Annotated in this window: 13 protein-coding genes and 1 tRNA gene; 8 read left to right on the top strand and 6 right to left on the bottom strand. The window is 57.5% G+C overall.

What is annotated here, in order from left to right; translation table 11 throughout:
* Nucleotides 1-121: 121 nt before the first annotated feature.
* The 5 genes from KFE13_RS17775 to KFE13_RS17795 all read right to left on the bottom strand — a co-directional run bounded on the left by KFE13_RS17775 (nucleotide 122) and on the right by KFE13_RS17795 (nucleotide 4,131).
* Nucleotides 122-772, bottom strand: coding sequence for a GNAT family N-acetyltransferase (locus tag KFE13_RS17775; protein WP_313900664.1), 651 nt, complete (start codon nucleotides 770-772; stop codon nucleotides 122-124).
* Nucleotides 720-1,562, bottom strand: a complete 843-nt coding sequence (locus KFE13_RS17780) for a GGDEF domain-containing protein (protein WP_260704933.1) — start codon at nucleotides 1,560-1,562, stop codon at nucleotides 720-722. The genes KFE13_RS17775 and KFE13_RS17780 overlap by 53 nt, the downstream gene beginning before the upstream one ends.
* A gap of 17 nt (nucleotides 1,563-1,579) precedes the next feature.
* Nucleotides 1,580-2,641, bottom strand: coding sequence for a gluconeogenesis factor YvcK family protein (locus KFE13_RS17785; protein ID WP_260704934.1), 1,062 nt, complete (start codon nucleotides 2,639-2,641; stop codon nucleotides 1,580-1,582).
* An 80-nt stretch (nucleotides 2,642-2,721) separates the two neighbouring features.
* On the bottom strand, nucleotides 2,722-3,279 hold the full coding sequence (locus tag KFE13_RS17790; RefSeq protein WP_260704935.1) for a tetratricopeptide repeat protein: 558 nt from the start codon (nucleotides 3,277-3,279) through the stop codon (nucleotides 2,722-2,724).
* A gap of 156 nt (nucleotides 3,280-3,435) precedes the next feature.
* On the bottom strand, nucleotides 3,436-4,131 hold the full coding sequence (locus KFE13_RS17795; RefSeq protein WP_260704936.1) for a DUF4254 domain-containing protein: 696 nt from the start codon (nucleotides 4,129-4,131) through the stop codon (nucleotides 3,436-3,438).
* Nucleotides 4,132-4,149: 18 nt separating this feature from the next.
* On the opposite strand from KFE13_RS17795, the gene KFE13_RS17800 reads away from it, so the two are divergent.
* From KFE13_RS17800 to rfaD, 3 genes are all read left to right on the top strand, one after another.
* Nucleotides 4,150-5,253, top strand: coding sequence for a glycosyltransferase family 9 protein (locus KFE13_RS17800; RefSeq protein WP_260704937.1), 1,104 nt, complete (start codon nucleotides 4,150-4,152; stop codon nucleotides 5,251-5,253).
* Between the two features lie 98 nt (nucleotides 5,254-5,351).
* Entirely contained in the window at nucleotides 5,352-6,833 is a 1,482-nt protein-coding gene (gene hldE, locus KFE13_RS17805; protein WP_260704938.1) for a bifunctional D-glycero-beta-D-manno-heptose-7-phosphate kinase/D-glycero-beta-D-manno-heptose 1-phosphate adenylyltransferase HldE, read from the top strand.
* Nucleotides 6,830-7,804 carry an ADP-glyceromanno-heptose 6-epimerase gene (rfaD, locus tag KFE13_RS17810; RefSeq protein WP_260704939.1) on the top strand — a complete coding sequence of 325 codons (975 nt, stop codon included), beginning with the start codon at nucleotides 6,830-6,832 and terminating at the stop codon, nucleotides 7,802-7,804. Before hldE ends, rfaD begins: the two co-directional genes overlap by 4 nt.
* A 57-nt stretch (nucleotides 7,805-7,861) precedes the next feature.
* On the opposite strand, the gene KFE13_RS17815 is transcribed toward rfaD, so the two are convergent.
* A tRNA-Lys gene (locus KFE13_RS17815) sits at nucleotides 7,862-7,937 on the bottom strand.
* Nucleotides 7,938-8,268: 331 nt separating this feature from the next.
* Between KFE13_RS17815 and KFE13_RS17820 the strand changes: the two genes are divergently transcribed.
* From KFE13_RS17820 to KFE13_RS17840, 5 genes are all read left to right on the top strand, one after another.
* Entirely contained in the window at nucleotides 8,269-10,716 is a 2,448-nt protein-coding gene (locus KFE13_RS17820) for a cellulose synthase operon protein YhjQ/BcsQ (RefSeq protein WP_260704940.1), read from the top strand.
* Nucleotides 10,713-15,161: a UDP-forming cellulose synthase catalytic subunit gene (bcsA, locus tag KFE13_RS17825; protein WP_260704941.1), complete on the top strand. Its 4,449-nt coding sequence runs from the start codon at nucleotides 10,713-10,715 to the stop codon at nucleotides 15,159-15,161. The genes KFE13_RS17820 and bcsA overlap by 4 nt, the downstream gene beginning before the upstream one ends.
* A 91-nt stretch (nucleotides 15,162-15,252) precedes the next feature.
* Entirely contained in the window at nucleotides 15,253-16,377 is a 1,125-nt protein-coding gene (bcsZ, locus tag KFE13_RS17830) for a cellulose synthase complex periplasmic endoglucanase BcsZ (RefSeq protein ID WP_390891588.1), read from the top strand.
* A 156-nt stretch (nucleotides 16,378-16,533) separates the two neighbouring features.
* Complete coding sequence (locus KFE13_RS17835; protein WP_260704943.1) at nucleotides 16,534-21,546, top strand: cellulose synthase subunit BcsC-related outer membrane protein; 5,013 nt, start codon at nucleotides 16,534-16,536, stop codon at nucleotides 21,544-21,546.
* Between the two features lie 308 nt (nucleotides 21,547-21,854).
* Nucleotides 21,855-23,741: a DUF3857 domain-containing transglutaminase family protein gene (locus KFE13_RS17840; RefSeq protein ID WP_260704944.1), complete on the top strand. Its 1,887-nt coding sequence runs from the start codon at nucleotides 21,855-21,857 to the stop codon at nucleotides 23,739-23,741.
* Nucleotides 23,742-23,754 lie beyond the last annotated feature (13 nt).

The raw sequence follows: 23,754 nt of genomic DNA on the forward strand, positions 1-23,754 counted from the left end.
CTGCGGGGCGAAGCTGTGAGTAGAGTCTCCCGTCTGGAACCTGAACCATACAAGCGGGCGGAGACTGCCGAGGTACTGTCACAGGCTATCGAAGGATATCTGCCGATGCAACTCGGGTGATCTATCGCGTATCGGCGGCAAGCCTCGCCTGCAGATTCGCACGAACGTCTGGCCACTCTTCCTTCGTAATCGAAAACCACACACTATGCCGCAGCGATCCATCCGGCATTACGCAGTGATTGCGAAACGTTCCTTCATACACAGCGCCCAGCTTTTTGATTGCCGCCTGCGACTGCAGATTCTCGTGATGCGTCTTGAAGGCCACGCGGTTCAGTCCGAGCGTGTCGAACGCATACTCCAGCTGCAGCAGCTTTGCCTCTGGATTTACGCCTGCAGCATGAAGAGCAGGCGCAATCCACGTATGCCCGATCTCGACCGTACGGTGATGCAGGTCGAGATCGATAAACCGAGTCGACCCCACCACGCTCCTGTTGCGCCTCAGCACCGTCACCCACGGAAGCTGCGTGCCCGTGGCAGCGACCTTGAGTGCTGCTTCCACCCAGTCCTCAAGATCCTTCTTTGTTTCGACCCGCGTCAGCATGTACCGCCAAATGCGGCTATCGAATGCGAGCCCTTCCAGGGCAGGCAGATGCTTTCGGGTCAGAGGTTCCAGTCGCACATGCCGTCCTTCAAGTACCGGTTGTTCCATGCCGATGACTCTAGCAGGCCCAGCGATTGCGGCCGCCGCGTTTCGCCTCGTAAAGGGCAGCATCGGCCCGGTCGATTACATGAGCAAACCCTTGCTCCACGCTGCTGAGCCCGATGCTGACCGTGACGGCGATCGTTTCCTCTTGAATAGACACCCGCGTCATGGAGACTGAGCGCCGTAGCCGCTCTGCGATCGCGCACGCCTCATCGAGAGCTGTCTCCGGCAAAAGAACAATGAACTCCTCTCCGCCATACCGTGCGAGCGTGTCCTGCGGCCGCAGCGGAGTTCGTATGGCCCGAGCGATAGCCTCGAGCGCTATGTCGCCGCCGATATGTCCATAGCAGTCGTTGATCGATTTAAACTCATCGACATCGATCATCATGATCGACAGCGGAGCCTTGATCTTCTGCGCTCTCCGTCTCTCTGCCTCGAAGCGCGACATGAAGTACGAGCGATTATAGGTCGAGGTCAGGGAGTCATGGGTGGCCATGTAGTGCAGCTTGGCTCGTGCCTCTCCCAACTCGACCGTCAGCCGGATGATCCTGGACATCGTCAGCGGTACCATGATCATCGGAACAATGGTGCCGATAACGCCAGAATAGAGATATCCAACGCCGGTAAGTCCGAGCAGCCAGGCGAGTGTAAGAGTAACCAGGACTGAGCCAAGTGTGCTGGCTAACGTCAGAAGCAGCAGTGCGCGCCCATGCCCAAACCGCAGTACCCAGCTGTCTCGCTCTTGAGAGACAGATGAGAGGTTATCGAGCATTGCTGCAGCCTGCAGCTGCCTGCGAATCGGTTCTTCCTCGATTGCGGTGATAGCAGAAGACGCATTCGAAGCAAGATGATCGTTCATGGCAATGGGCGTGGAGTCTAGCGAACCGGCATGGAGCCAGTTGAAGTCAAGCAGATGGAAAGCAGTATCTGGGCAACCCGGTCGTAGTCATGCCGCAGTACATCCCCTTCGTGAAGAAAATTACCTGGGATCGGCTCAACGCCAAGAGCGCGTACCTTCTCGAGATCATTCACGAGCGGCTCCTGACCCTCACGTGCGTACTGGGCAAGGATTGCCGGCGAGATCGGTGCCGTATTGATCACCGCGTAGTCAAAGATTCTTTTGCCTCCGGCGTACTGCAATGTCTTCGCAATATGTTCGGAGGCAGGTAAACCCAGCGATTCATTGGCCTGCGTCATCAGATTGCAGATAAAGACACGGGTCGCTTTCGAGGCAGCGATGGCCTCGGGAATTCCGCGCACCAGCAGGTTGGTGATCAACGAGGTGTACAGCGATCCCGGTCCGAGCGTGATCAGGTCCGCATTCGCGATGGCCTCCAGCGTTTCGGGCAGGGGATCCGCGCCTGTAGGCTGTAGTGTCAGCTCAACAATCGTCCGCTTGCTCTTGGTTATATTTGTCTCGCCCTCAACCATAGAGCCGTCATCCATCCGCGCTGCCAGGGTGACATTCTCCGTCGTGGCAGGGAAGATCTTGCCACGCGTCGCCAGAATCTGTGATGACAGACGCACCGCCTGGGCAAAATCGCCTGTGATGCCGGACATCGCGGCGACAAAAAGATTGCCGAAGCTGTGCCCCTCAAGTTCACCCTGGTCGAAGCGATAGCTGAATAGGCGGGAGAGCAGGTGCTCATCTTCTGACAGCGCCACCATGCAGTTGCGGATGTCACCCGGAGGCAGGATGTTCAGGTCTTCGCGCAGACGGCCTGAGGAGCCGCCATCGTCCGTCACGGTCACCACTGCAGATAGGTCCGCAATGATTGAACTTTCCTGCATTGCAGGATCATGCTCCCGCGGAGTGCGACGGCGGTCGGGCACTGCCACAAACCGCTTCAAGCCGCGCAGCAGGGTCGAAAGTCCTGTGCCCCCTCCGATCGCGACGACACGAAGCGGCCTGACGTCGGACGAAACTGTACTCTTCAACAAGACCTCACAAAGAAGAAGCGCTCAATTCATGGTACTGGATTGAGCGCCGATCGTTTGCAAGCCACTGCACGTGAGGACTATACCTCTGGATAAAGCAATTCCGTAAAGCGTGGATCGTCCGCCATATCCTGGAAGTCCGAGTCCGACCTTGCCTGAATGCGGTTCTGCGGATTGCGGCGAATCGCCTCCGTCAGATGCTCAAGGCAGGTCTGCGAATCACCCGTCATCGAGGCCAGTATCGCCAGTCCGTAGAAAGCGTAGTCAGCGTTCTCGTTCTTTTTGAGGATCAGCGTGAACTGCTCACGTGCATCCTCATAGTTGCCATCGTTCAGTAACGAGACCGCATAGTCATACTGCTCCTCCGCGCTGGAGAAAGAGGCTTTGTTTTTTGCCCCCTGAGCCACGCATGCACTGATGTACATGCGTACGCGATCCGCAAGATCGCCTGCGCCTGAGTGGAGCAGCTTCTCAAAGGCGGCATGCGCCTTGTCGAACTTGCCCTCCTGCAGCAGCCGTATGGCGCCCTCATAGGTTGCTAGTACGGTGGCCCGGGCTGGATCGTCTGCTGGTGAAACCGCACCGGCGATGGTGCGAGGGGGGCGTTTAGTAGCAGCTGCGGTCTTTGTCTGTGCCATGTTCGAATTCAATCTCGCCTTCTGGGGCGCACTCCTGAGTCAGCCGCTGTCAGCGGTGACCGATTTTCTTAGACTGCTTCAGTCTCGGATTTATACGCAGAGTCAAGCCTAAGGTCAACTCCACCTTTGCATCAACTCGACGTCGGCCGTCTCCGACTAAGGTTTGCTATGGTTTGCGGTGTAGATCATCGGGTTCAGTTCCGGATCGTTATACATCTTCATCTGTCGATATAGCTTGAACCGCTTTCTGCCCGCAACTATATCCTCTTCCAATGCTGCCAAAGCTGTAGCCAGATCATCTCGCTGTTCATGCAGCAAGGCAAGACGCTGCTTGTTTTTGTCTCGATGCTCCTCCGTAGCGCTTGCCCTTTCCGACTCTTCACGCGTGTGAAAGATTTTTAGCGCCAGGATCGACAGTCGGTCGATCATCATCCCCGGAGTCTCCGAGTGCAGGGGACTCCCTATATGAGCTTCAAATACAGGCGTCAGCTCGGCCAGCAGCAGGGAATCGATCTGCTCCACCAGATCGTTGCGCCACTGGTTCAGTTTGTCGATTGACCGCTTGACCGCTGCGATGCCAGCATCCGTAGCCTTTGGATCGCGCGCTTTGTCCTCTTCATGCCAAAGGTCGAAATTGGCGCGGTGCTGCGCGCGAATCAGCTCCTTCAAGCTGGTTGAGTTGCCTTCGCGGACGATCATCGGTTCATCGCCACGAGGCCCATGCCAGTCGGCCGTCGTCTGGTCCTGCAATTGTGTAATGGAGAGCGCGTCCACCATGCTGTACAGAATCGTTACCTTAACGAAGACTTTACCAGTTTGCGACGTATCGGTTGCCTCATCCCGCGTAACCAAGCAGACTAAGACCAGGCCATGACGACAATACCCCTCCCCCAATCAGCAGAGGCCGCCGAGACGCAGGTGCGTCGAGTTTTGATCTATCGCCTGGGCAGTCTTGGCGATACTCTGGTCGCGCTTCCTGCCCTCAATCTCGTTGCTCGTGCTTTTCCTAATGCCGAGCGCCGCATGCTCACCAACGTTCCCGTCAACGTCAAAGCTCCGCCTGCTGCAGCCATTCTCGATCACACCGGCCTTGTACATAGCTTTATGCGCTATGCGGTTGGAACGCGCAGCCCTCTGGAGCTTGGCCGTCTCTGGTGGACACTGTTCCGCTGGCGTCCTGAAGTTCTTGTCTACCTCGGCTCGGCACGCGGTGTCGCTTCTGCGCAGCGCGATGCCCGATTCTTCCAGTTCTGCGGCGTCCGTCGCATAATAGGCATCCCGATCACCGAAGAGATGCAGACGAATCTTTGGCAGCCTGAACACCAGGCGCTTGAGCCCGAAGCCGAGCGTCTCACCCGTAATATCGCATCACTTGGCGATGCTCGTCTTGATGATCCGGCAAGCTGGGACCTCCACCTCACTCCCGAAGAACAGGCACATGCCGATGCGGCCCTCGGTTCCCTCGCAGGTAAGTTATTGATTGCAGTGAGTGTTGGAACAAAGGTCCAATCCAAGGACTGGGGGCGCGATAACTGGCGCACGTTTCTGACAAAGCTGGCCGTGCTATATCCCGGCTACGGTCTCGCCCTCAGCGGTGCTCCTGAAGAGAGTGATGCCAGCGAATTCGCCGGTGATGGGTGGCGTCAGGCAGGTGGCGGCCCGATCGTCAATCTTTGCGGCAAGCTTACTCCACGCGAGAGTGCCGCAGCCTTCCGCCGTGCGCGCCTCTTCGTCGGGCATGACAGCGGCCCAATGCATCTTGCCGCAGCCGTACAGACGCCCTGCGTGGCCATCTTCGCGGCGCGCAACAAGCCGCGCGTGTGGTTCCCTTATGGCAACCGCCATCGCGTTCTTTATCACCAGACAGAGTGCTGGGGTTGCGGCCTTGAAACGTGCATCGTCGAGCAGAAGCGGTGCCTCACCTCCATCACTCCCGATGAGGTTGTCGCTCACGTCCGCGCCATTCTGGGTTGAGGTGGAAGTTGCGTTCTGCGATGCCTCCAGCGCAGACGTTCTTCAGAATGTCACGGTGAAATGCGATGATTGAAAGCGAAGGAGTATCTCCCCGCGGCATGTTACCTGAACTGCACTCCATCCTGAACCTCCTCGAAGGAGGTTTCTCGAAGCTCAAAGTTCTTGTAGTGGGCGACATCATGCTCGACCGCTACATTCACGGCGAGGTAGAACGCATCTCTCCTGAGGCACCTGTTCCGGTTATCCGTCACGCGCAGCGCTACGAGCGCGCAGGCGGCGCGGCCAACGTAGCCATGAATCTCGCTGGCCTTGGTTGCCAGGCGATCCTGGCGGGTTTCTGGGGCGACGATACCGAGAAGACCGAGCTTGACGTGATCCTCCAGCGAGCAGGTGTCGATACGGTTGGAGTCGTAACCAGTTCGCTGCCCACCATATCGAAGACACGTATTGTTGGTCGCATGCAACAGCTTCTGCGTCTCGACATTGAGAGTCGCGAGCTGCCTCCATCTGGAGAGATGACACGGCTGATCGAGCGAGTGACCGGACTCGTCGACAAGGTCCACGCCGTCATCCTCTCCGACTATGCCAAGGGCGCGCTCTCCCGCGCCGTCTGCGGAGCGGCTATCCGGGCCGCGCGTGCCAAGGGCATTCCTGTTTTCGCTGACCCTAAGTCGCCTGACTTTAGCAAATATTCCGGCGCAACCTCTGTCTGTCCTAATCTTGGCGAGCTGTCGTTAGCTACTGGCGTCCCGGCGCATCAGTCAGAGGCTCTTCTTGACGCCGGCCAGCGTCAGGTTGCGGAACACGATCTTAGCTTCCTCACTGTCACCATGAGTGAGAAGGGCATCAGTGTTCTCTGGCCCGATCGCCGTTTTCATTCTCCTGCGCGTGCCCGCGAGGTCTTCGACGTTTCTGGCGCTGGTGATACCGTGATTGCGACGCTGGCTGCTTCCCTGGCCGGTGGTTTGCAGATCGAGACTGCCGTCGATCTCGCCAATCTTGCCGCCGGAATCGTCGTTGGCAAGATGGGAACCGTCCCTATTGCCCAGCATGAACTTATAGCAGCACTGACTCCAAGCTCTGGTGTGACCTCGGGAGAAAAGATTCTTGATCGTGATCGGATCGCCAAGCGCGTCGCTGAGTGGCGCGCTTCAGGTGAAACGATCGTCTTCACCAACGGCTGCTTCGACCTCCTTCATGTAGGCCACATTACCTTGCTCGAAGACTGCCGCCGCTTCGGCACGAAGCTCGTCCTCGGCCTCAATGCCGACGCCTCCGTCTGCCGTCTCAAAGGTCCCGCGCGGCCCATCGTAGGTGAGCGCGAGCGCGCTCGCGTAATGGCGTCTCTGGCCTCGGTCGATGCCGTCGTGCTCTTTGAAGAAGACACGCCGTTAGAGTTGATCCGGGAGTTGCGCCCCAACGTACTCGTCAAAGGCGGCGACTACACAATCGAGACTGTCGTTGGCCATGAAGATGTTCTTGCCGCTGGGGGGCGCGTCGAGATCGTTCCGACGGTTGAAGGTTTCTCTACCACCAACATCGTCAAAAAACTTACGGCTACACAGGAGAACGCGAAGTGATCATAGTTACCGGAGGAGCAGGTTTCATCGGCAGCAATCTCGTTCACCAGCTCAACAGCATCGGTGAAAAGAACATCCTCGTGGTAGACAATCTCGCTCCTGCGCCCAACCTCAGCGGGCCGAAGTTCCTCAACCTCGCCGGTGCCGTTTACGCCGACTACATGGACAAGCGCGAGTTCCGTGCGCTCCTCAAGTGCGGCGACTTCGAAGGTGCCAAGGTCCGCGCCATTCTTCATCAGGGTGCCTGCTCGAACACTCTCGAAGACGACGGCCGCTACATGATGGACAATAACTTTACCTACTCGAAGGAGCTTCTGCACTTCGCCCTCGAGCATAGGATCCCGTTCGTCTACGCCTCTACGGCTGCGACTTATGGCGCTAGCGCCAGCTTCACCGAGGTTCCTGCGAACGAGCGTCCCCTGAATGTTTATGGCTACTCGAAGCTTGTCTTCGACAATTACGTGCGCCGCCTGATGCCCGAGATGAAGTCGACTGTCGTCGGCCTGCGTTACTTCAACGTCTATGGTCCGCGCGAGCAGCATAAGGGACGTATGGCCAGCGTGTTGCATCACTTCACCAAGCAACTCAAAGAGACCGGCGTTATCAAGATGTTCGAGGGCTCAGGTGGTTACGCCGATGGCGAGCAGCGCCGCGATTTCGTTTTCGTCAACGATCTCTGCCGTATCAACATGTTCTTTACTGGCCTGCTTCCGGGCGAACACGCGCCGAAGAACGTGCATGCCGTTGTCAATGCTGGAACCGGAGAGGCTCGCACTTTCAAAGCCGTAGCCGAAGCCCTGATGAAGGTCCACGGACCGGGCAAGATCGAATACATTCCGTTCCCCGGCGATCTCAAGAACCGTTATCAACACTTTACGCAGGCGGATATTACGGGCCTTCGCAATGCTGGGTACACAGCGCCGTTTACCTCTCTGGAGGAAGGCACTGTCGAAACGTTTAAGCCGCTCTAAACGCAACTTGAGGTTAGTTTGGCTGGTCTTGATGAAATTTTATAAGCAGGGAAGAAGTGGTGAGAGCGCTGGGGCTCGAACCCAGGACCAACGCCTTAAAAGGGCGATGCTCTACCAACTGAGCTACGCTCTCTCCATACTTCCAAGTTAGCACATTCTTCAGTGCAAAATTTCTTTTGCTCATTCTCGTCGCCGCCGCTCGAAGAAGCTATCTGCAGTCTCGTGAGGCGTCGTAACTTCGAAACGTTTACGAACATGGCGATATGCCCGCAACGTACACAAATAGAAGTACCAAGCGGGTCACGGTGTGACACGAAAGTACCACGCTGGATTCATTGACTTGCATTTGAGGTGCCATTAACCTCGTGCTATTGCATGACAACGTGTGCAAGGTGTCTGCAAACAAGCAACGCCGCCGGCAGCAAATTTCTAACGGGCCCCCGCGCCGGGACAGGACTAAGACGATGGAAAAACGCGCCACGGACAGGATTGATGATCTCGGAGTAGCCGAGACCCCGGAAGATGTAGCCGTACTTTACTCGTGGGCGAATCTCCATGGGGCAAAGTATCGTGACTTTTCCGCATCGCGACGGGAGTATCGCGCGCAGTTGCGGCATCGTGCTGCCGAACAGGTTCGCCAGCAAGCCCTGATGGCTCAGGCCGAGGCCGAGGCCGCTGCTGAAGCCGCTGAAGCCGCAGCGCGCAGAGCTTCCGAAGCGGCACGTGCACAAGGAACTAAATCGGACTCATCGGTCCGCATGAATCTCAAGCAGGCAGAAGACGCCGCACGTACCGCTGCCGCCGAGCGTGTTGAGGCTGCGCGTCGTGCCGAGGCTGCAGCGATGGCCGAAGCCGCAGCGCGCCGCGAAGAGCGCGAGATGGCGGAGGCCCACGCCTCAGCCGAGCGCCAGGCAGCGCGGTATGCTGAATCTGAGCTTCGCCTCCGTCAGGCCGCCGAGCAAGGGCGCTCGGCACAGAACGCGGTTCCCGGGCGGATCTCCGACCCCTACACTCCGCATGTCGGTGCAGTTTCACCTGCAACTCATCAGGCAGAGCCTGCGGCACAGAGCCGCCAGCCTGTGTCGTATCAGCCAGCGGCGCAGCCTCAGGTGTCGTCGGCTCCTGTGCAACCCCAGCCGGTTGCGGCACAGATTGTGGAATCTCTTTCTCCTCGCCACGATTCCAGCTCACAACGGCGTCAGGGCTATCATCCTGACGATGCCTCGGGCGTCAGGCAGATTTACCGCCCTGCACAGGATGCTGCAGTTCCTGCACGCAGAGCGACGGATTCACCATCCGCTATTCAGGATCAGTCTGTACGTGAACGGCGTGTAGTTCCGCAGCCTCGCTCCGAATCGCGTTCGGAGCCGGCGAACACGGCCACCCCGGGTTCTGCAACTTCCGGTGCGGGTACCGCAGGCGCAGGCACTGCCGGTTCCAGCGGCGGACGTCAGCCGTATACCGCTCAGCCGAATTCCTCGACGCCTTTACAGGGGAAAACGCCTTCCGATCTACCCATCACGGGCACTGTTCCTGTCGAAGCCGCTCGTGTTGTACCTCCTGCAGCCCACCACAGAGAAGCCTCTCCGATAGCCCCTTTCTGGGAGCATTCGCGTCCTGTCGAAAGGGCGATGGGCCTCGAGCCCGGGCCTGTTGCACATGGAGAGCCTGTTCCCGGTTCGGCTTCACCGGTTTATCCGGTTCAGTCAGCTGTTGTCCGTCCCGTGCCAGAAGCTGCTCCACGGCCGGTTTCCCCCTTCTCGCAGCCGCTGGCGACAGAGCCACAACGTGGCCGCCGTGCTCAGGACGACCTGAGGCACGAACGTACCCCAGGTTTTGCTGATATCTCTTACGCTGGCTCCATCACGCAGCAGCCCTCCCCCATTGCTCCACAGCCTCGTCATGATGCGCAGGAGCAGATCCAACCGGGGGCATCGTATCCATCCGATCCCACTGGCCCTGCTTGGCTCTATGCCCCGGCGGGCGGTTATGATGCGCCGCCACCCTCGACGCTGACGCCTCCTGTGCTGCCTTCAGTCGCTGAGACGTTGCAACACTCGCGCGAGCGGGTAGCGGCGCGCTGGTTTGCTCTCAAAGGCGTGTTTGAACAGCCAGGTGAGCCTGTTGAGGCCGCCCCGGTTCGTCAGAAGGAGATTCGTACTCCTGTGCTTGCGGTCTTTTCCCTCGCGGGTGGAGTCGGCAAAACAAGTCTCGTTGCCACCATTGGCCGCTCGCTCTCTTCTCTAGGCGAGAAGGTTCTTCTCACCGATACGACATCGCATGGCCTGCTACCGTTCTATTTCGGAGCAAGCGAGCTTCGTCCGGGAAGCGTTCGTACTTTCTCTCCGCCTAGCGGGAGCACAGACGCACCGATTTACCTCGTCAGCTACGACGTCGGCACGGAGAGCGCCGAGCCTGAGAAGCAGAAACTGGCCGAAGATATTCTCGATAACAGCCGCGGCACGCATCGCATCCTGCTTGACCTGACGGTGAACTCGGCGTGGATTATCCGCAACATGGCCCGCATGAGTCCAACGATCCTCGTACCGCTCGCTCCTGATATGAACTCCGTCATCAGCCTGCAGGCCATTGAGAAATTCTTCCAGGGTATGGTCGATGGCGATGGACGTCCGTTGCAGCCGTACTACGTGATCAACCAGTTCGACGTCTCGCTACCGCTGCATCTTGATGTGCGTGAGGTGCTCCGCCGCCAGTTGGGTGATCGCCTGCTTCCGTTTGTCATCCATCGCGCTCCGGAGGTCAGCGAAGCGCTGGCTGAGGGGATGACGGTGATCGATTATTCACCGGAATCGCCGGTTTCAGGGGATTATATGAACGTCGCGACCTGGTTGCGCACTGTTGCTGCGCCGGCTACGGCAGGCTTCCGTAATGTGCGCTGGAGCGAACGATGAGCCATTCGCCACTCTGGCGCGAGTTTGAATCCGGTGATGGGTTGTTTTTAAGGCTCCTCCGCGTTGTCCTCCTGTTGGCGGGCCTTGTCTTTCTGTTCTCCACCGCCATCCTTGAGCTCACATGGCCGCAGCAGCTTGTGCTTGGTCTGCTCACGGTTCTGGTTGCGATCTGGATGGACCGTAGCTCCAGCTCCTACCTCGTTACATTGACGTTGATGCTGGCGTCTATGTACTCGACCTTCCGCTACGGCTTCTGGCGTATTGCGACTACGGGCAAGTTCTTCCTTGATCCCGGTGCGAAGTGGAGTGTGCTGGACGCTTTCTTCATCTCTCTGCTTCTCATTGCAGAGAGCTACGCTTTCATCATCCTTTTCCTCGGTTACCTGCAGACGGTCTGGCCGCTGCGTCGTACGCCTGTACCGCTGCCGGAAGATCCGCAGGTCTGGCCTTCAGTCGATCTACTGATCCCCACCTACAATGAGCCGCTGAGCGTCGTGAAATATACGGCCCTGGCCTCGATGAACATTGATTGGCCCGCCGACAAACTGAACGTCTACATTCTCGACGACGGCAAGCGCGAAGAGTTCCGTAAGTTTGCCGAAGAGGCTGGTATCGGCTACATGACGCGCGACGACAATGCCCACGCTAAGGCGGGCAACATCAACCGCGCCCTCGAACGGCTTGATTCGCCTTTCGTCGCCATCTTCGACTGCGACCACGTCCCGACACGTAGCTTCCTGCAGGTCACGCTCGGCTGGTTTCTGCGCGATAACAAGCTCGCGATGCTGCAAACGCCGCATCACTTCTATTCGCCGGATCCGTTCGAGCGGAATCTTGGTCAGTTCCGCACCATCCCTAACGAGGGCGAGCTTTTCTACGGTATCGTTCAGGATGGCAACGACTTTTGGAACGCAACCTTCTTCTGCGGTTCGTGCGCCATCCTGCGCCGCACTGCGCTCGACGAGATTGGCGGTATCGCTGTTGAGACTGTCACCGAGGACGCACATACCTCGTTGCGTATGCAGATAAACGGGTGGAATACGGCCTACATCAATATTCCACAGGCTGCTGGGTTGGCGACCGAGCGGCTCAGCGGCCATGTCAAGCAGCGTATTCGCTGGGCTCGCGGCATGATCCAAATCATGCGTACCGACAACCCACTCTTTGCTCGTGGATTGAAACCTGCGCAGCGTCTCTGCTATTTCAACGCGATGACGCACTTTCTCTATGCGTTGCCGCGTCTGATCTTCCTTACCGCACCGCTGATCTATCTTGTTCTCGGACAGGTCAACGTGCCCGGATACTGGGCCGCCATCCTTGCCTACGCGTTGCCTCACCTGATTCTTTCCAGCATTACGAACTCGCGTATCCAGGGCAATCACAGGCACTCGTTCTGGAACGAAATCTACGAGACTGTTCTCGCTCCATTTATTTTCCTTCCCACCATGCTGGCGCTTGTCAATCCGAAGCTCGGCAGTTTCAACGTGACGGCTAAGGGCGGTGTGGTGAACCGTCGTTTCTTCGATACGCGCATCGCACGGCCCTTTCTCTTCATGATGGGGCTCAACCTGCTCGGGCTTCTGTTGGCGATTCCGCGCTTCTTCTACATCGATCTTCCGTGGATCGGAGAGCTTTACGATGCAGGCCATGCCGGTACCGTCGTGATGAACGTGGTCTGGGTCTGTTTCAACATGATTATTCTTGGAGTGTGCTCTGCCGTTGCGTGGGAGAGCCAGCAGCGCCGGCAGACTGTTCGCATTGAAATGGCCGTTCCTCTTGAAGCGAAGATGGCCAATGGAACCATCATCCGCGGTGTCACCAGCGACCTCTCGAGCGGTGGTGCGATGATGAAGATGGAACGTGATTTTGTTGCTGCGCCGGGCGACTCCATTAAACTGACGCTTCCCGTGCTTGACGGGGACGCGATACTGCCCGCTACTGTCATCGAGGTGAGTGGCAACATACTCCGTGCTCAATTCGACCCTCTCACCCTGCAAGAAGAAGAGGCGCTCACCATGGTGCTCTACTCCCGTGCCGACACATGGCTCGGCTGGGGAGAGAATCGCGAACCGGATCAACCGATGAAGAGCCTCGGCCTTATTCTGAAACTCGCTGTTAAGGGCCTGTCTGAAACTGCAAGAGGTTTGATGAAGACGAAGAAAAAGAGTGTTCCGAAGGGCAAGCTGGCTTCCAGCATTGTTCCTCTTGTATTGCTTGCCCTGCTGTTCTCTGCCAACTTTCTGAAGGCCCAGCCTGCGCCCATTGCGGCAGCACCTTCCGATAGTGGCCTGCAGGCACGGCCCGTTGCGCCAGGCTCTTTCGATAACCTCTTCACGCTTTCCGATCTTGGCGTGGCCGATACGATTGTGCTCCGCGGTGTCGATGCTTATCACACTGTGTATTTCTCGCTGCCGCAGACTCAGGTCGTCAAATCCGCGACGATGAAGCTGCAGTATCACTTCTCGCCGGGACTCATTCCTGCGCTTAGCCATCTGAAGGTCTCGCTCAACGGAACGGTTGTGGCAACGCTGCCTGTGACCGTGGCGCCTACACCTCCGGGGCCGTCTGACGGAGTTCGTCGCGAGAACAATGCGCTGCTCGAATCTACTCTTACGCTTCCGGCTGAGATGCTGGTGCGCGACAACCAGCTCACGTTCGAGTTCATCGGCCACTACACCATGGAATGCGAGGACCCATCGCACACTGCACTGTGGAGCCACGTCGACGCCACCTCTACGCTCGAGCTATCGGGGACCCTGCTCCCGCTGAAGGACGATCTCAAGATGCTGCCGATGCCGTTTTACGATGCATCGGTCAATCTGCATCCTTCCATTCCGATCGCTTTCTTCGGACAGCCTTCGCCGCGTGCACTTGAGGCTGCTGGTATCGTCTCATCGTGGTTTGGAGTTCTCGTCAACGACTATCGCCCCATTCACTTTCCTGTTTCGCTCGGCACTATTCCCTCCGGCAACGTCATCGTGATCGCCGAGAACGCGGCTGATTTACCCGCGGGCCTCAAAGGCGCCGGATCCGGTCCCACGATTGCGATGCGGCCGAATCCATCTGATCCCTACTCCAAGGTTCTCGTCGTTACAGGCGATAACGGAGATGACCTGCTAACGGCAGCGCTTGGTCTTTCCCTGCAGCGTGACATGCTCTCCGGCGATGTTTCCCGAGTTGCATCGCTCAAGCTACCAGCACAGCGCGAACCCGACGATGCGCCACGCTGGCTCTCGACCACCCGTGACACTCCTGTCGGCGAGATCGCGCAGACAGGAGATCTACAGGGCGACGGCTCCGTGCCGCTGCGCATCTACATGCGCGTTCCTCCGGATCTGTATTACGGACAGAAGCAGAACCTGCTTTTCCATCTGAACTATCGCTACAACGGCATTCCTCTCTCCAATGAGAGTTCGATGCAGGTTTACATGAACGAGGCCTATGTCAGCTCCACGCCGCTGCCTCATACCGACAATGCATCGGCACAGCTTGAAACGGTTGTTCCTATCCCCATCGGGAACATGCGTCCCTTCTCGAACACCTTCATGTCGCAGTTCATCTTTCTCCTGGCCAAAAAAGGGAAGTGCCAGGATACTGCGCCTTATAACATGAAGGCGGCGATCCTCAAGGATTCCTACCTCGACATCAAGGACATTCCGCACTGGACCTCGTTGCCGAACCTTGAAATCTTCGCCAACGCCGGCTATCCCTTCACGCGACGCGCTGATCTCTCCGAAACTGCGGTTGTCCTTCCTGGAACCCCCACCGCCGATGAGATTGAGACCTACCTCACTTTTATGGGCCACTTTGGCAGCCAGACCGGCTACCCCGTCACCAACGTTACGGTTACCGACGCTGATGGCATGAGGACCGACAAGCGCAAGGACTATCTCGTTATCGGTACGGTTGACGATTCGCCTGCGCTTACCCGCCTCAACCCATCGCTCCCCGTCGTAGTCGACGGTAGCGGCCTCCATATTCAGGACACCCAGGGTTTCTTTGCCTCGTTGCAGCACGCATGGTGGAAGGTTCGCAGCTCTGATCATATCCAGTCCGGCGAACTTGAAACCGCTGGTGGTCTCCCCGATGTGCTCATCGAAGGCATCGAGTGGCCCCGGGACTCCAAGCGTTCGGTCGTCCTCGTCGCGCTTCGTGACCACGCTGTCGTTCCCAACTTCCTCAATGTCTTCCTCAAGACATCACAGTCGTCCGATATTTCTCAGTCGGTCAGCGTGTTGCATGGTAAGCGTTTCGTCTCCTACCGCATCGGCAACGATGTTTATGAAGTCGGCTCGCTTTCGTGGTGGACCTATATCCACCTGCAATTCTCCCGCTATGGATGGTTGATGGTTTTCGGCACCTTTGTCTTTTGCTTCCTGCTGGCTACGATCGTGCGGGCTTGGCTGCGCCGTCGTGCGCGGCATCGGCTCCAGGGAAATGACTAGGGTGACCGCCGAAGAGTCTGGCCTTCCGCGTCATCGTCGGTGTGGCGCATCGCTAATACGTCGCGCTAAATCTTCCCACTTTTTGCTGTTCGTGTTGTTGCTCCTGTATGTTCCCTCTTTCTGTCATGCACAGCCTGCATGGCCGCTTTGGGAGAATTACAACCGCGTCATCATCGACCAGCAGGGACGCGTCATCGATCACAGTGCACAGGACCGTACCACCAGTGAAGGCCAGTCCTATGCCATGTTTTTTGCTCTGGTGGCCAACGATCGTGCGCGCTTCGACAAGCTCCTGCATTGGACCGAGGTGAACCTCGCCGGTGGCGACCTCACCCAGCATCTTCCTGCATGGAACTGGGGCAAGGCCCCCGACGGTTCGTGGAAGGTTCTCGACGCACATCCTGCTTCAGACGCCGACCTATGGATGGCTTATAGCCTTATCGAAGCTGGCCGTCTCTGGCATGATTCGCATTACGATCGCCTCGGTACAGCGCTGGCCGCACAGGTAGCGCAATACGAGGCCGTTTTTATCCCCGGATTTGGAACGACACTCCTTCCTGGTTCCTCCGGTTTTCATCCTGATGACCGGACCTGGATCCTTAACCCCTGCTACCTCCAGCCATCTATCCTCGCTCGTTTGGCCAAGATCATGCCGAACGGGCCCTGGGCCAGCATTCTTAGTTCACTTACCCCTCTCCTGACATTGGGGTCCAGCGTCGGGTATGCCATGGACTGGGTAGCAGTCTCCAGCAATGGCGTCCATCCATCGATCACGCCAGCGCAGCAAGCTGCGGGCGATACCGTCGCCACACCTGTGGGAGGCTACGAGGCAATCCGTGTCTATCTCTGGCTCGGCATTGCCGATCCCGACACCCAGAATGTTCGTTCTCTGCTGGTCCGCCTTCCGGCTATGGCGACCTATATGAGCCTCCATCCCAACCCACCGCAGCAGGTCGATGTGCAGGGAAAGGTCATCAACGCAAACGGCCCTCCCGGATTCTCTGCGGCTCTTATTCCATATCTTCAGGCTGTGGGCAAGGGTTCGTTGGCCAGGGAGCAGATGGAGCGGCTTACTTCGACGCTCAATCCAACAAACGGCTTGTACGGAAAGAGCGCAGACTACTATGATCAGAATCTCGCACTATTCGCAACAGGCTGGTCCGAAGGAAGATATCGCTTCGACCGGGAGGGAAGACTCCGCGTGAAATGGAAGTAAACTCGGCTAACGAAACAGCTATTGGTAAAGCAGTAAACACAAGAAAAAAAGGTACAAAACCGGAAAAAAGCGGTAAGCTTCATTAGGATACGCGAGGTGTCGGCAGAACATATTTGCCGCATTTCTCCGGGACATTTACGAGGGCAAGAGTCCTGCATGAGTTCTGTAAGACCAAATCGGACGTTCTGGGCTGCCATACTTCTCGGAGCTGGCGTCTTTGCTCCTTTTTCTGCCTATTCTCAGACGCCCGCATCGGCAACGCAGGCCCTGCTCGACAAAGCGCATACGCTCGAATCGCACGGGCGTATGGATATGGCTGCGCAGACATGGCAGCAGGTCCTGCTCGCCGACCCCAATAACGTTGAAGCGCTCGCCGGCCTGGCCCGTGCTGCCAAGGTGAGCGGCAACAATGCGCTTGCCAGTACCTATATCGATCGGCTCCGTGCCATCAATCCCAATGATCCAAACCTCTCGCGCATCGAGAACATGGGATCGCAGCAGAGTCAGACCAACCAGCTCCAGCAGGCAGGGAAGTACGCGCAATCCGGCCAGTACGCGCAGGCGATGGCCATCTATCGTAAGACCTTTGGTGAAAACCCGCCTCCCGGCGATTGGGCGCTCGCCTACTACGAGACGGAAGCTGCAACCGAAGACGGACGTCCCCATGCTATCGCTGGTCTCCGCGCTCTCGTGCAGAAGTACCCCAGCGATTCGCGCTATCAGATCGCTCTGGGCCGCATACTCACCTACAATCCGCAGACACGCGCCGAGGGCCGCCGCTTTCTCGAAAAACATCCCAATGATCCGCAGGCAGTCGAAGCGCTCCGGCAGTCTCTGGTATGGGATTCGGCGAATCCTGCCTCTGCTGCCGATATCCGTTCGTATCTAGCGAAGCACAACGACACGCAGCTTTCGGAGGCACTCAAGAAGCAACCCAAGCCCAGCACCACCATCCCTCAGACTCCTGAGCAATTGGCTGAAGCCTCCGCAGCTCGCGCACGCAGCCAGGAGGAGGCCGCGGCTTACGCTGCGCTGAACGGCAAGCATCTTGACGAGGCCGACACGCGGTTCAAGGCTATCCTCGCCAAAGAGCCTGACAATCCTCGCGCTCTCGCCGGTCTCGGCTATGTCCGCATGCAGCAGGGCAACTTCGGCGGAGCCACCAGTTTTCTCGAGCAGGCGAAGCAGTATGGCGCACGCGATCCGGGGCTCGATAATGCGCTCGAAACCTCCCGGTTCTTCGGCATCATGGGTGATGGACAGACGGCGCTCGCCGAAAACGATCTCACCACAGCAGAGCAGAAATATCAGCAGGCACTTTCGCTGCGTCCCAACAGTCCCGAAGCTCTTGAAGGTTTAGGCGGAACGCTGCTCAAAGCGCAGCAGAACGATGCTGCCGCCGAAATTTACGAACGCTACACCAAGGCCAGACCTTCATCTCCGGCTGCATGGCGCGGACTCTTCATTGCTCAGTACAACGCCGGCAATGCTCCTGGTGCGTTGCTGACAGAGCGCAAGATTCCCGCAGCCGTCCGCGCGCAGTTGATGAAGGACCCTGACTTCCTGCGTACCTTAGCTTCGGCTTATTCCGCTGTCGGGCGCGATGCGGATGCGCAGCGAGTCCTCAAGAGCGCGCTCGATCTCCCTTTTCCCACCGGAGCAAAGGGCCTCAAGGTAGAGACGCAGTTGCAGTATGCTGCGTTGTTGCTACAGGCTAACCGTCTCGATCAGGCTTCCGCACTCTATCGTCAGGCCGTGGAGTCTGATCTCAACAACGCGCAGGCCTGGCAAGGACTGGTTCGTGTTGAGCATGCCCTCAAGCAGGACGACCTCGCCGTGCAGGCGCTGCAAAGCATGCCACCTTCGGCCTATCAGATGGCGATGCGTGATCCTGGCTTCCAGACCACAGTCGCCTCGATCTATCAGTCGCAGAACAAGCTCGATATTGCGCAAGACATCCTCGAAAAGTCCGTTGCCACCCAGATGCAGGCAGGGCAGAAGCCCTCAACTGGCGTCCTGCTTCAGCTTGCAGGAATCTATCTGACGCGTAACGATGCACAGCATGCCTATCCCATCTATCGCAAGATTCTCGCGGATGATCCGCAGCGCGCCGATGCGTGGAAGGGCCTTGTGACCATCCTCCACGGGACCGGCCGGGATCAGGAGGCGCTGGCGCAGGTTCAGCAGATTCCTGCTGGCGTTCGCACGCAATTGGAGAACGATCCCGAATATTTGCAGGCCGTAGGCGCTGTTTACAACGCGCTTGGTCAGCCGCAGCAGGCGATGGTCTTCATGCAGCGCGTACAACAGCACTATGCTATGCGGAACACTGCGCCACCTGCTGATATCGACATTCAGGACGCATGGCTGCTTTATAACGGAGGCAATGACGCCGGGCTCTATCGTCAACTCATGCAGCTTGGAAGCCGGCCCGATCTTACTGACGAGCAGCGCCGAACAATCCAGACCATCTGGTCGAACTGGGCTGTTCGTCGTGCCAATCAAACGGCAGCTACAGGTAACCTCAAGCGTTCGTTGGCAATCCTGAATGCAGCGGCGAAGGCGTTTCCCGATAATCCCGGTGTCCTGCGCGCTCTCGCTTCTGGATATGCTCGCGCAGGGCAATCGAAACAGGCTGTTCTGATCTTCCAGTCGCAGGATATGACCTCCGCGACTGCTTCCGATTACAAGACCGCCGTAGGCGCTGCGCTTCAGGCAGGCGATACTAAAGATGCCGAGACGTGGCTACGCTATGGCCTCGATCAGTATCCGCGCGACTCGGAGATGCTGGGCTTGGGTGCTCGATTCGAGCAGGCTCGCGGTAACAGCGGACGTGCCGCGGACTACTTTAAAGCCTCTCTCGCCGCCATGCCTCCCGGCGATCCTGGTGCCGAGCTTGCCAGCGAGCTTAGCCAGCCCGCACCTGTCCGTGGCCTGCCTAGCGCTGCGCACGCAGCCGATCTCGCCACGCTGCTTGGTGTCTCCGATGGATCTGATATCGATGGATCGTCGCAGTCGCCATCGCATCCATATCTTCCCAGCTACTCCAACTCTTATGGGCAGGCTCCGGTTCAACCGCAAGGACCGTATTCTGGCCACTCTAGTGTTGTTCCGCAGTACATGGCGAACCCCGCCTCCCGCCGCGCGCAACCAGCAACGACTGCTCGTCTTGGCGATTTTGTTCCACAGCCCTCGAGCCCGGCTTCGACTGTCGGCGTAAGCCAACCTCCATCAGAGATCATCGAAGCGTCTTCGCAACAGGCTCCCATTGATGAGTATCAGCGCCAGCAGGTAGCGCGTCTTACGCAGCAGGCTCAGTCGCAGCCGCTGATTACGGATCGGCCGCAACAGGAGATTTACGGCTCGTATGTCCCCTATACACCAGCAACTCAGAACGCCGTCGATACAACGGCTCAGGCCGCTCTGCAGGCTCCGTCTTCTGCCGTTCAGAATTCTGGGTGGGGCTATACACCCACTCCCACAACTGTGCAGCTTGGCGATGCAACGCCGCGCGTCGAGCCTCAGCAGAAGGAAGTCACTGATGTTCTTCCGACTGCGCGTTATATGCCGAACGCTCGTATCGGCTCGGCCCGTTCCAGCCGTCCGATGGTAGGGCAGAGCAATCCTCCGGAAGATACTGCGCTCAACACACATAATGCACAGTACAACCCGCAGGCAGGTGACAGCTATGGACAACAGTACCCGCAGCCTAATCTGACTCCATATTCAACAACCCGCCGCAGGTCGTCCACATCCAGCGTGGCTGCTCCTCGGGCCACTGCTCAGCCACCACTCAGTTATCCCAATGTCCAACGTCCCATTACGGACTCCGGTTACCCTATTCTGAATCCGTTGCCGCCACAGGGAATACCGCCAACCGACGCGGATCTGGTCGCCAAGAATGTGCCTCCGCTGCGCGGCTCGTATGATCCCAGTGCCGTTGTTCGTGGTGGTCCACTCTCGCAACGCGAAAAGACTGAGCTGGAGCTTGCTGCTCTTGAAGGTTCCTACTCTGGCTGGATGGGCGGCGCAGCCTATGCGCGCTATCGCAGCGGGACTCCGGGCTTCGATCGTCTCACCGATCTTGAGACACCCTTCGAAGCATCGGCCGTTCTCGGCAAGACACTGCGTGCAACGGTTATCCCGCGCGCAGTCTTCCTTAACTCCGGGGCTGTCAACACCACGAACTTCCAGAACCAGACCGGCGGCATCATCCCGGTGCTTGGCACCCTGCCTGGCAATGCCCTTGTTGCGCCATCGCAGCAATTTTCTTCAGGTATTGGCGGAGAGATCCAGCTCACCACACAGAACATTGGCCTCGCGGTCGGCTATACGCCTTACGAATTCCTCGTTTCGAACGTCATCGGCCACTTCCGTTGGAAGCCTCTCGGGGGCCCCATCACCTTTTTCGGTGATCGTGATTCGGTTAAAGACACGCAGCTCTCCTACGCTGGACTGCGTGATCCGGGAAGCATCTCGCCCATCTATCAGGGGAATATCTGGGGTGGCGTTGTCTCCACTGGTGGCGGTATCCGCATTGAGGTGGGCAACGAACGCGCCGGTTTCTACGCGCAGGGAGGCGGCTATAACATTGAGGGCTACCATGTCCTCGAGAACCGGCGTTATGACGGCACGATGGGTGCCTACTTCCTGGTTCGTCAGTTTCCCGGCTTTGGCAAACTTAATATGGGCGCCAACTTCTTCGGGATGCACTATGACCACAACGAGCGCGGCATGACATATGGCCAGGGCGGATACTTCAGCCCCAATGCCTACTTCCTCGCTTCGGTGCCCATCGTCTACGAAGGCAACTACGGCAAAAACTTCCACTTCACCATCAATGGCAGCGTAGGTGTACAGACATTCCAGGAAGAGAGCGCGCCCTTCTATCCGCTCGACCGGCCGCTCCAGACCTCATCCGGTAATGCGTACTATCCGCAGAACAGCAGCACAGGACTCAATTACGGGCTCGATACTCAGGGCGCTTACCGTGTGACGGATCGCTGGTATGTCGGAGGCTTCGTCGTTGCCAACAACACGAGTAACTACAACATGGTTTCTGGCGGCTTTTTCGTGCGCTATCTCTTCAAATCGCAGATCCCCACCGAAAGCTCGTCGCGCGGCTTCTTCCCACCCAATACCGGCTTCCGCCCACTGCGTGTGCCATAGTCTTTAGTCGTTTTGAAACTTGATAGGCCCCCATACTATGGGGGCCTATCAAGTTAAAACAGCTTGCTTTCACAATGTTCCTAAATGGGGAACTGACAGCCAGCATTATTTTGGTTGAATCTCTGCTCGGTTCAACGTATAAAATCGGCATCGTCAACAGTTAGCCTCTGCAGCAATTTATGGCATTTTGCTGCGGACAGGGTTTTTTCATGAACGACTTGAACGTCTTTCTGCGAAGGTTTTACTCCCGTTTCCTTGTTTCTGTTTTTCTACTCTCCACATCGCTTTGTTGCGCTGCAAAAGATAGCGTGCCCGACTGGGTGCGTACGGCAGCCGCGCAAAAGCTCCCAGCTTATCCGGCCAATACCAATGCTGTTGTTCTCCTCGACAATACAACCTATACAGTGGCTCCTGACGGTACCGCAGTCGAACACGTTCGTCGTGTCATCAAGATTCTCCGGCCGCAGGGACGCGATGAAGGCCTCGTCTTTGTCTCCTTCGATAACGACCGCAAGATACTTTCCTTGCATGTATGGAGCATCTCTCCCGACGGCCACGAATTCTCTGTAAATGACAAAGAGATCGTCGAACTGGGATATCCGGGGCAGGGAAATCTTTATGACGACGAACGGATCAAAGCAGCTAGGCCTCCAGGACGGGATCCGGGGGGAGTCATTGCATACGAGTACGAGCAGCGGGTTCGGCCGTACGTCGCTGAGACGACATGGTTCTTCCAGAGCAATACTCCACGCCTGAACCAGAATTTCACTCTTGAGCTTCCTGCAGGCTTCACCTACTCGACCGTCTGGGCGCATCACGTCTCGGTTAAAGAAGCAGATCTAGAGAACCGTCGCTGGCGCTGGGAGATGAATGAAACTCCTGCCATTGATCTCGAGCACGTACTGCATCGTCCTTCTGAGCTTTCGCTCGCAGGGCGGATGACTATCCATTACTCGTCCGCATCAAAATCGGCCGATGTGAAGGATAGTTGGCAGAGCATTGGTGAATGGTACGACGGACTCTCACACCCGCGGCTGGCTTCAACCCCTGAGATTTCGGCAAAGGCAATTGAACTAGTTGCAGGCAAGTCCGATTTCTATGACAAGACAGAGGCCATCGCAGAATTTGTTCAGAAGCAGGTTCGCTACTTCGCGATCGAGATGGGAATCGGCGGTTATCAGCCCCACTTTGCCAGTGATATTTATCGCAACCGCTATGGTGATTGCAAAGACAAGGCGACTCTGCTCTCCTCGATGCTCTCAACCGTCGGCGTTCACGCCGCATTATTGATGGTCGATACGCGTCGCGGCGTTATCGACCCCGACGCCCCCTCTATCGTTGGCAACCACATGATTGCGGCCATCGAGATTCCCAAAGGTTACGATTCTCCCAAACTGCGCAGCGTCGTCACAGCTAAGACCGGCCGTCGTTATCTCATCTTCGATCCCACATGGGAGAAGACTCCTTTCGGCCAGCTTGAGCATAACCTGCAAGGCAGCTACGGGGTTCTGATGGAAGGGGTGGATAGTCAGGTCATCGCTCTACCTCTGCTCGCGCCTGAGCTCAACACTGTTCGCCGTGCCGCAACGATGCAACTTGATGCCGATGGCACACTCAAAGGTACGGTCGTCGAGAAGCGCTTCGGCGATGTCTCAGTGCGTCGTCGTGCACTTTATACCAACGGCGACGCGAAGGAGCAGAGCGAATTTATCGACCATGCTCTCGAACAGGATTTTCCAACCTTCAAGGTTGCCGACATGAAGGTTGAGAATGCTGAATCGCTGAACAAAGATCTGACCAACAGCTACACCCTTGATGTCGAACGTTACGCTCGCTCCATGGGGCAACTGCTCATGGTACGTCCTCGCATCCTGGGTAGCGAGGCCCCATCGGTTGATCACGAACGCCGTACCGTCCCCATTGACCTCAGCCAGACCATGCAGGCCATCGATGACTACACCATCGAACTTCCATCTGGTTACGTCGTCGATGAGCTTCCGCCTGCAGTCAAACTCGATCTTGGCTTTGCTTCGTACCAAAGTTCCAGCGAGGTCAAAGGCAGCACACTTCACTACGCACGCACCTACACCGTCCGTCAGGTCACTTTGCCACCCGAGAAGTACGCCGACCTGCAAAAGCTTTCCAGCACCATCGCAACCGATGAACAAAGCCGGGCCGTCCTCAAAAAGCAGTAAAGATTATCGAGGA

Origin of the sequence: Edaphobacter flagellatus (assembly GCF_025264665.1) — a bacterium.
In the GTDB taxonomy this organism is placed as follows: domain Bacteria; phylum Acidobacteriota; class Terriglobia; order Terriglobales; family Acidobacteriaceae; genus Edaphobacter; species Edaphobacter flagellatus.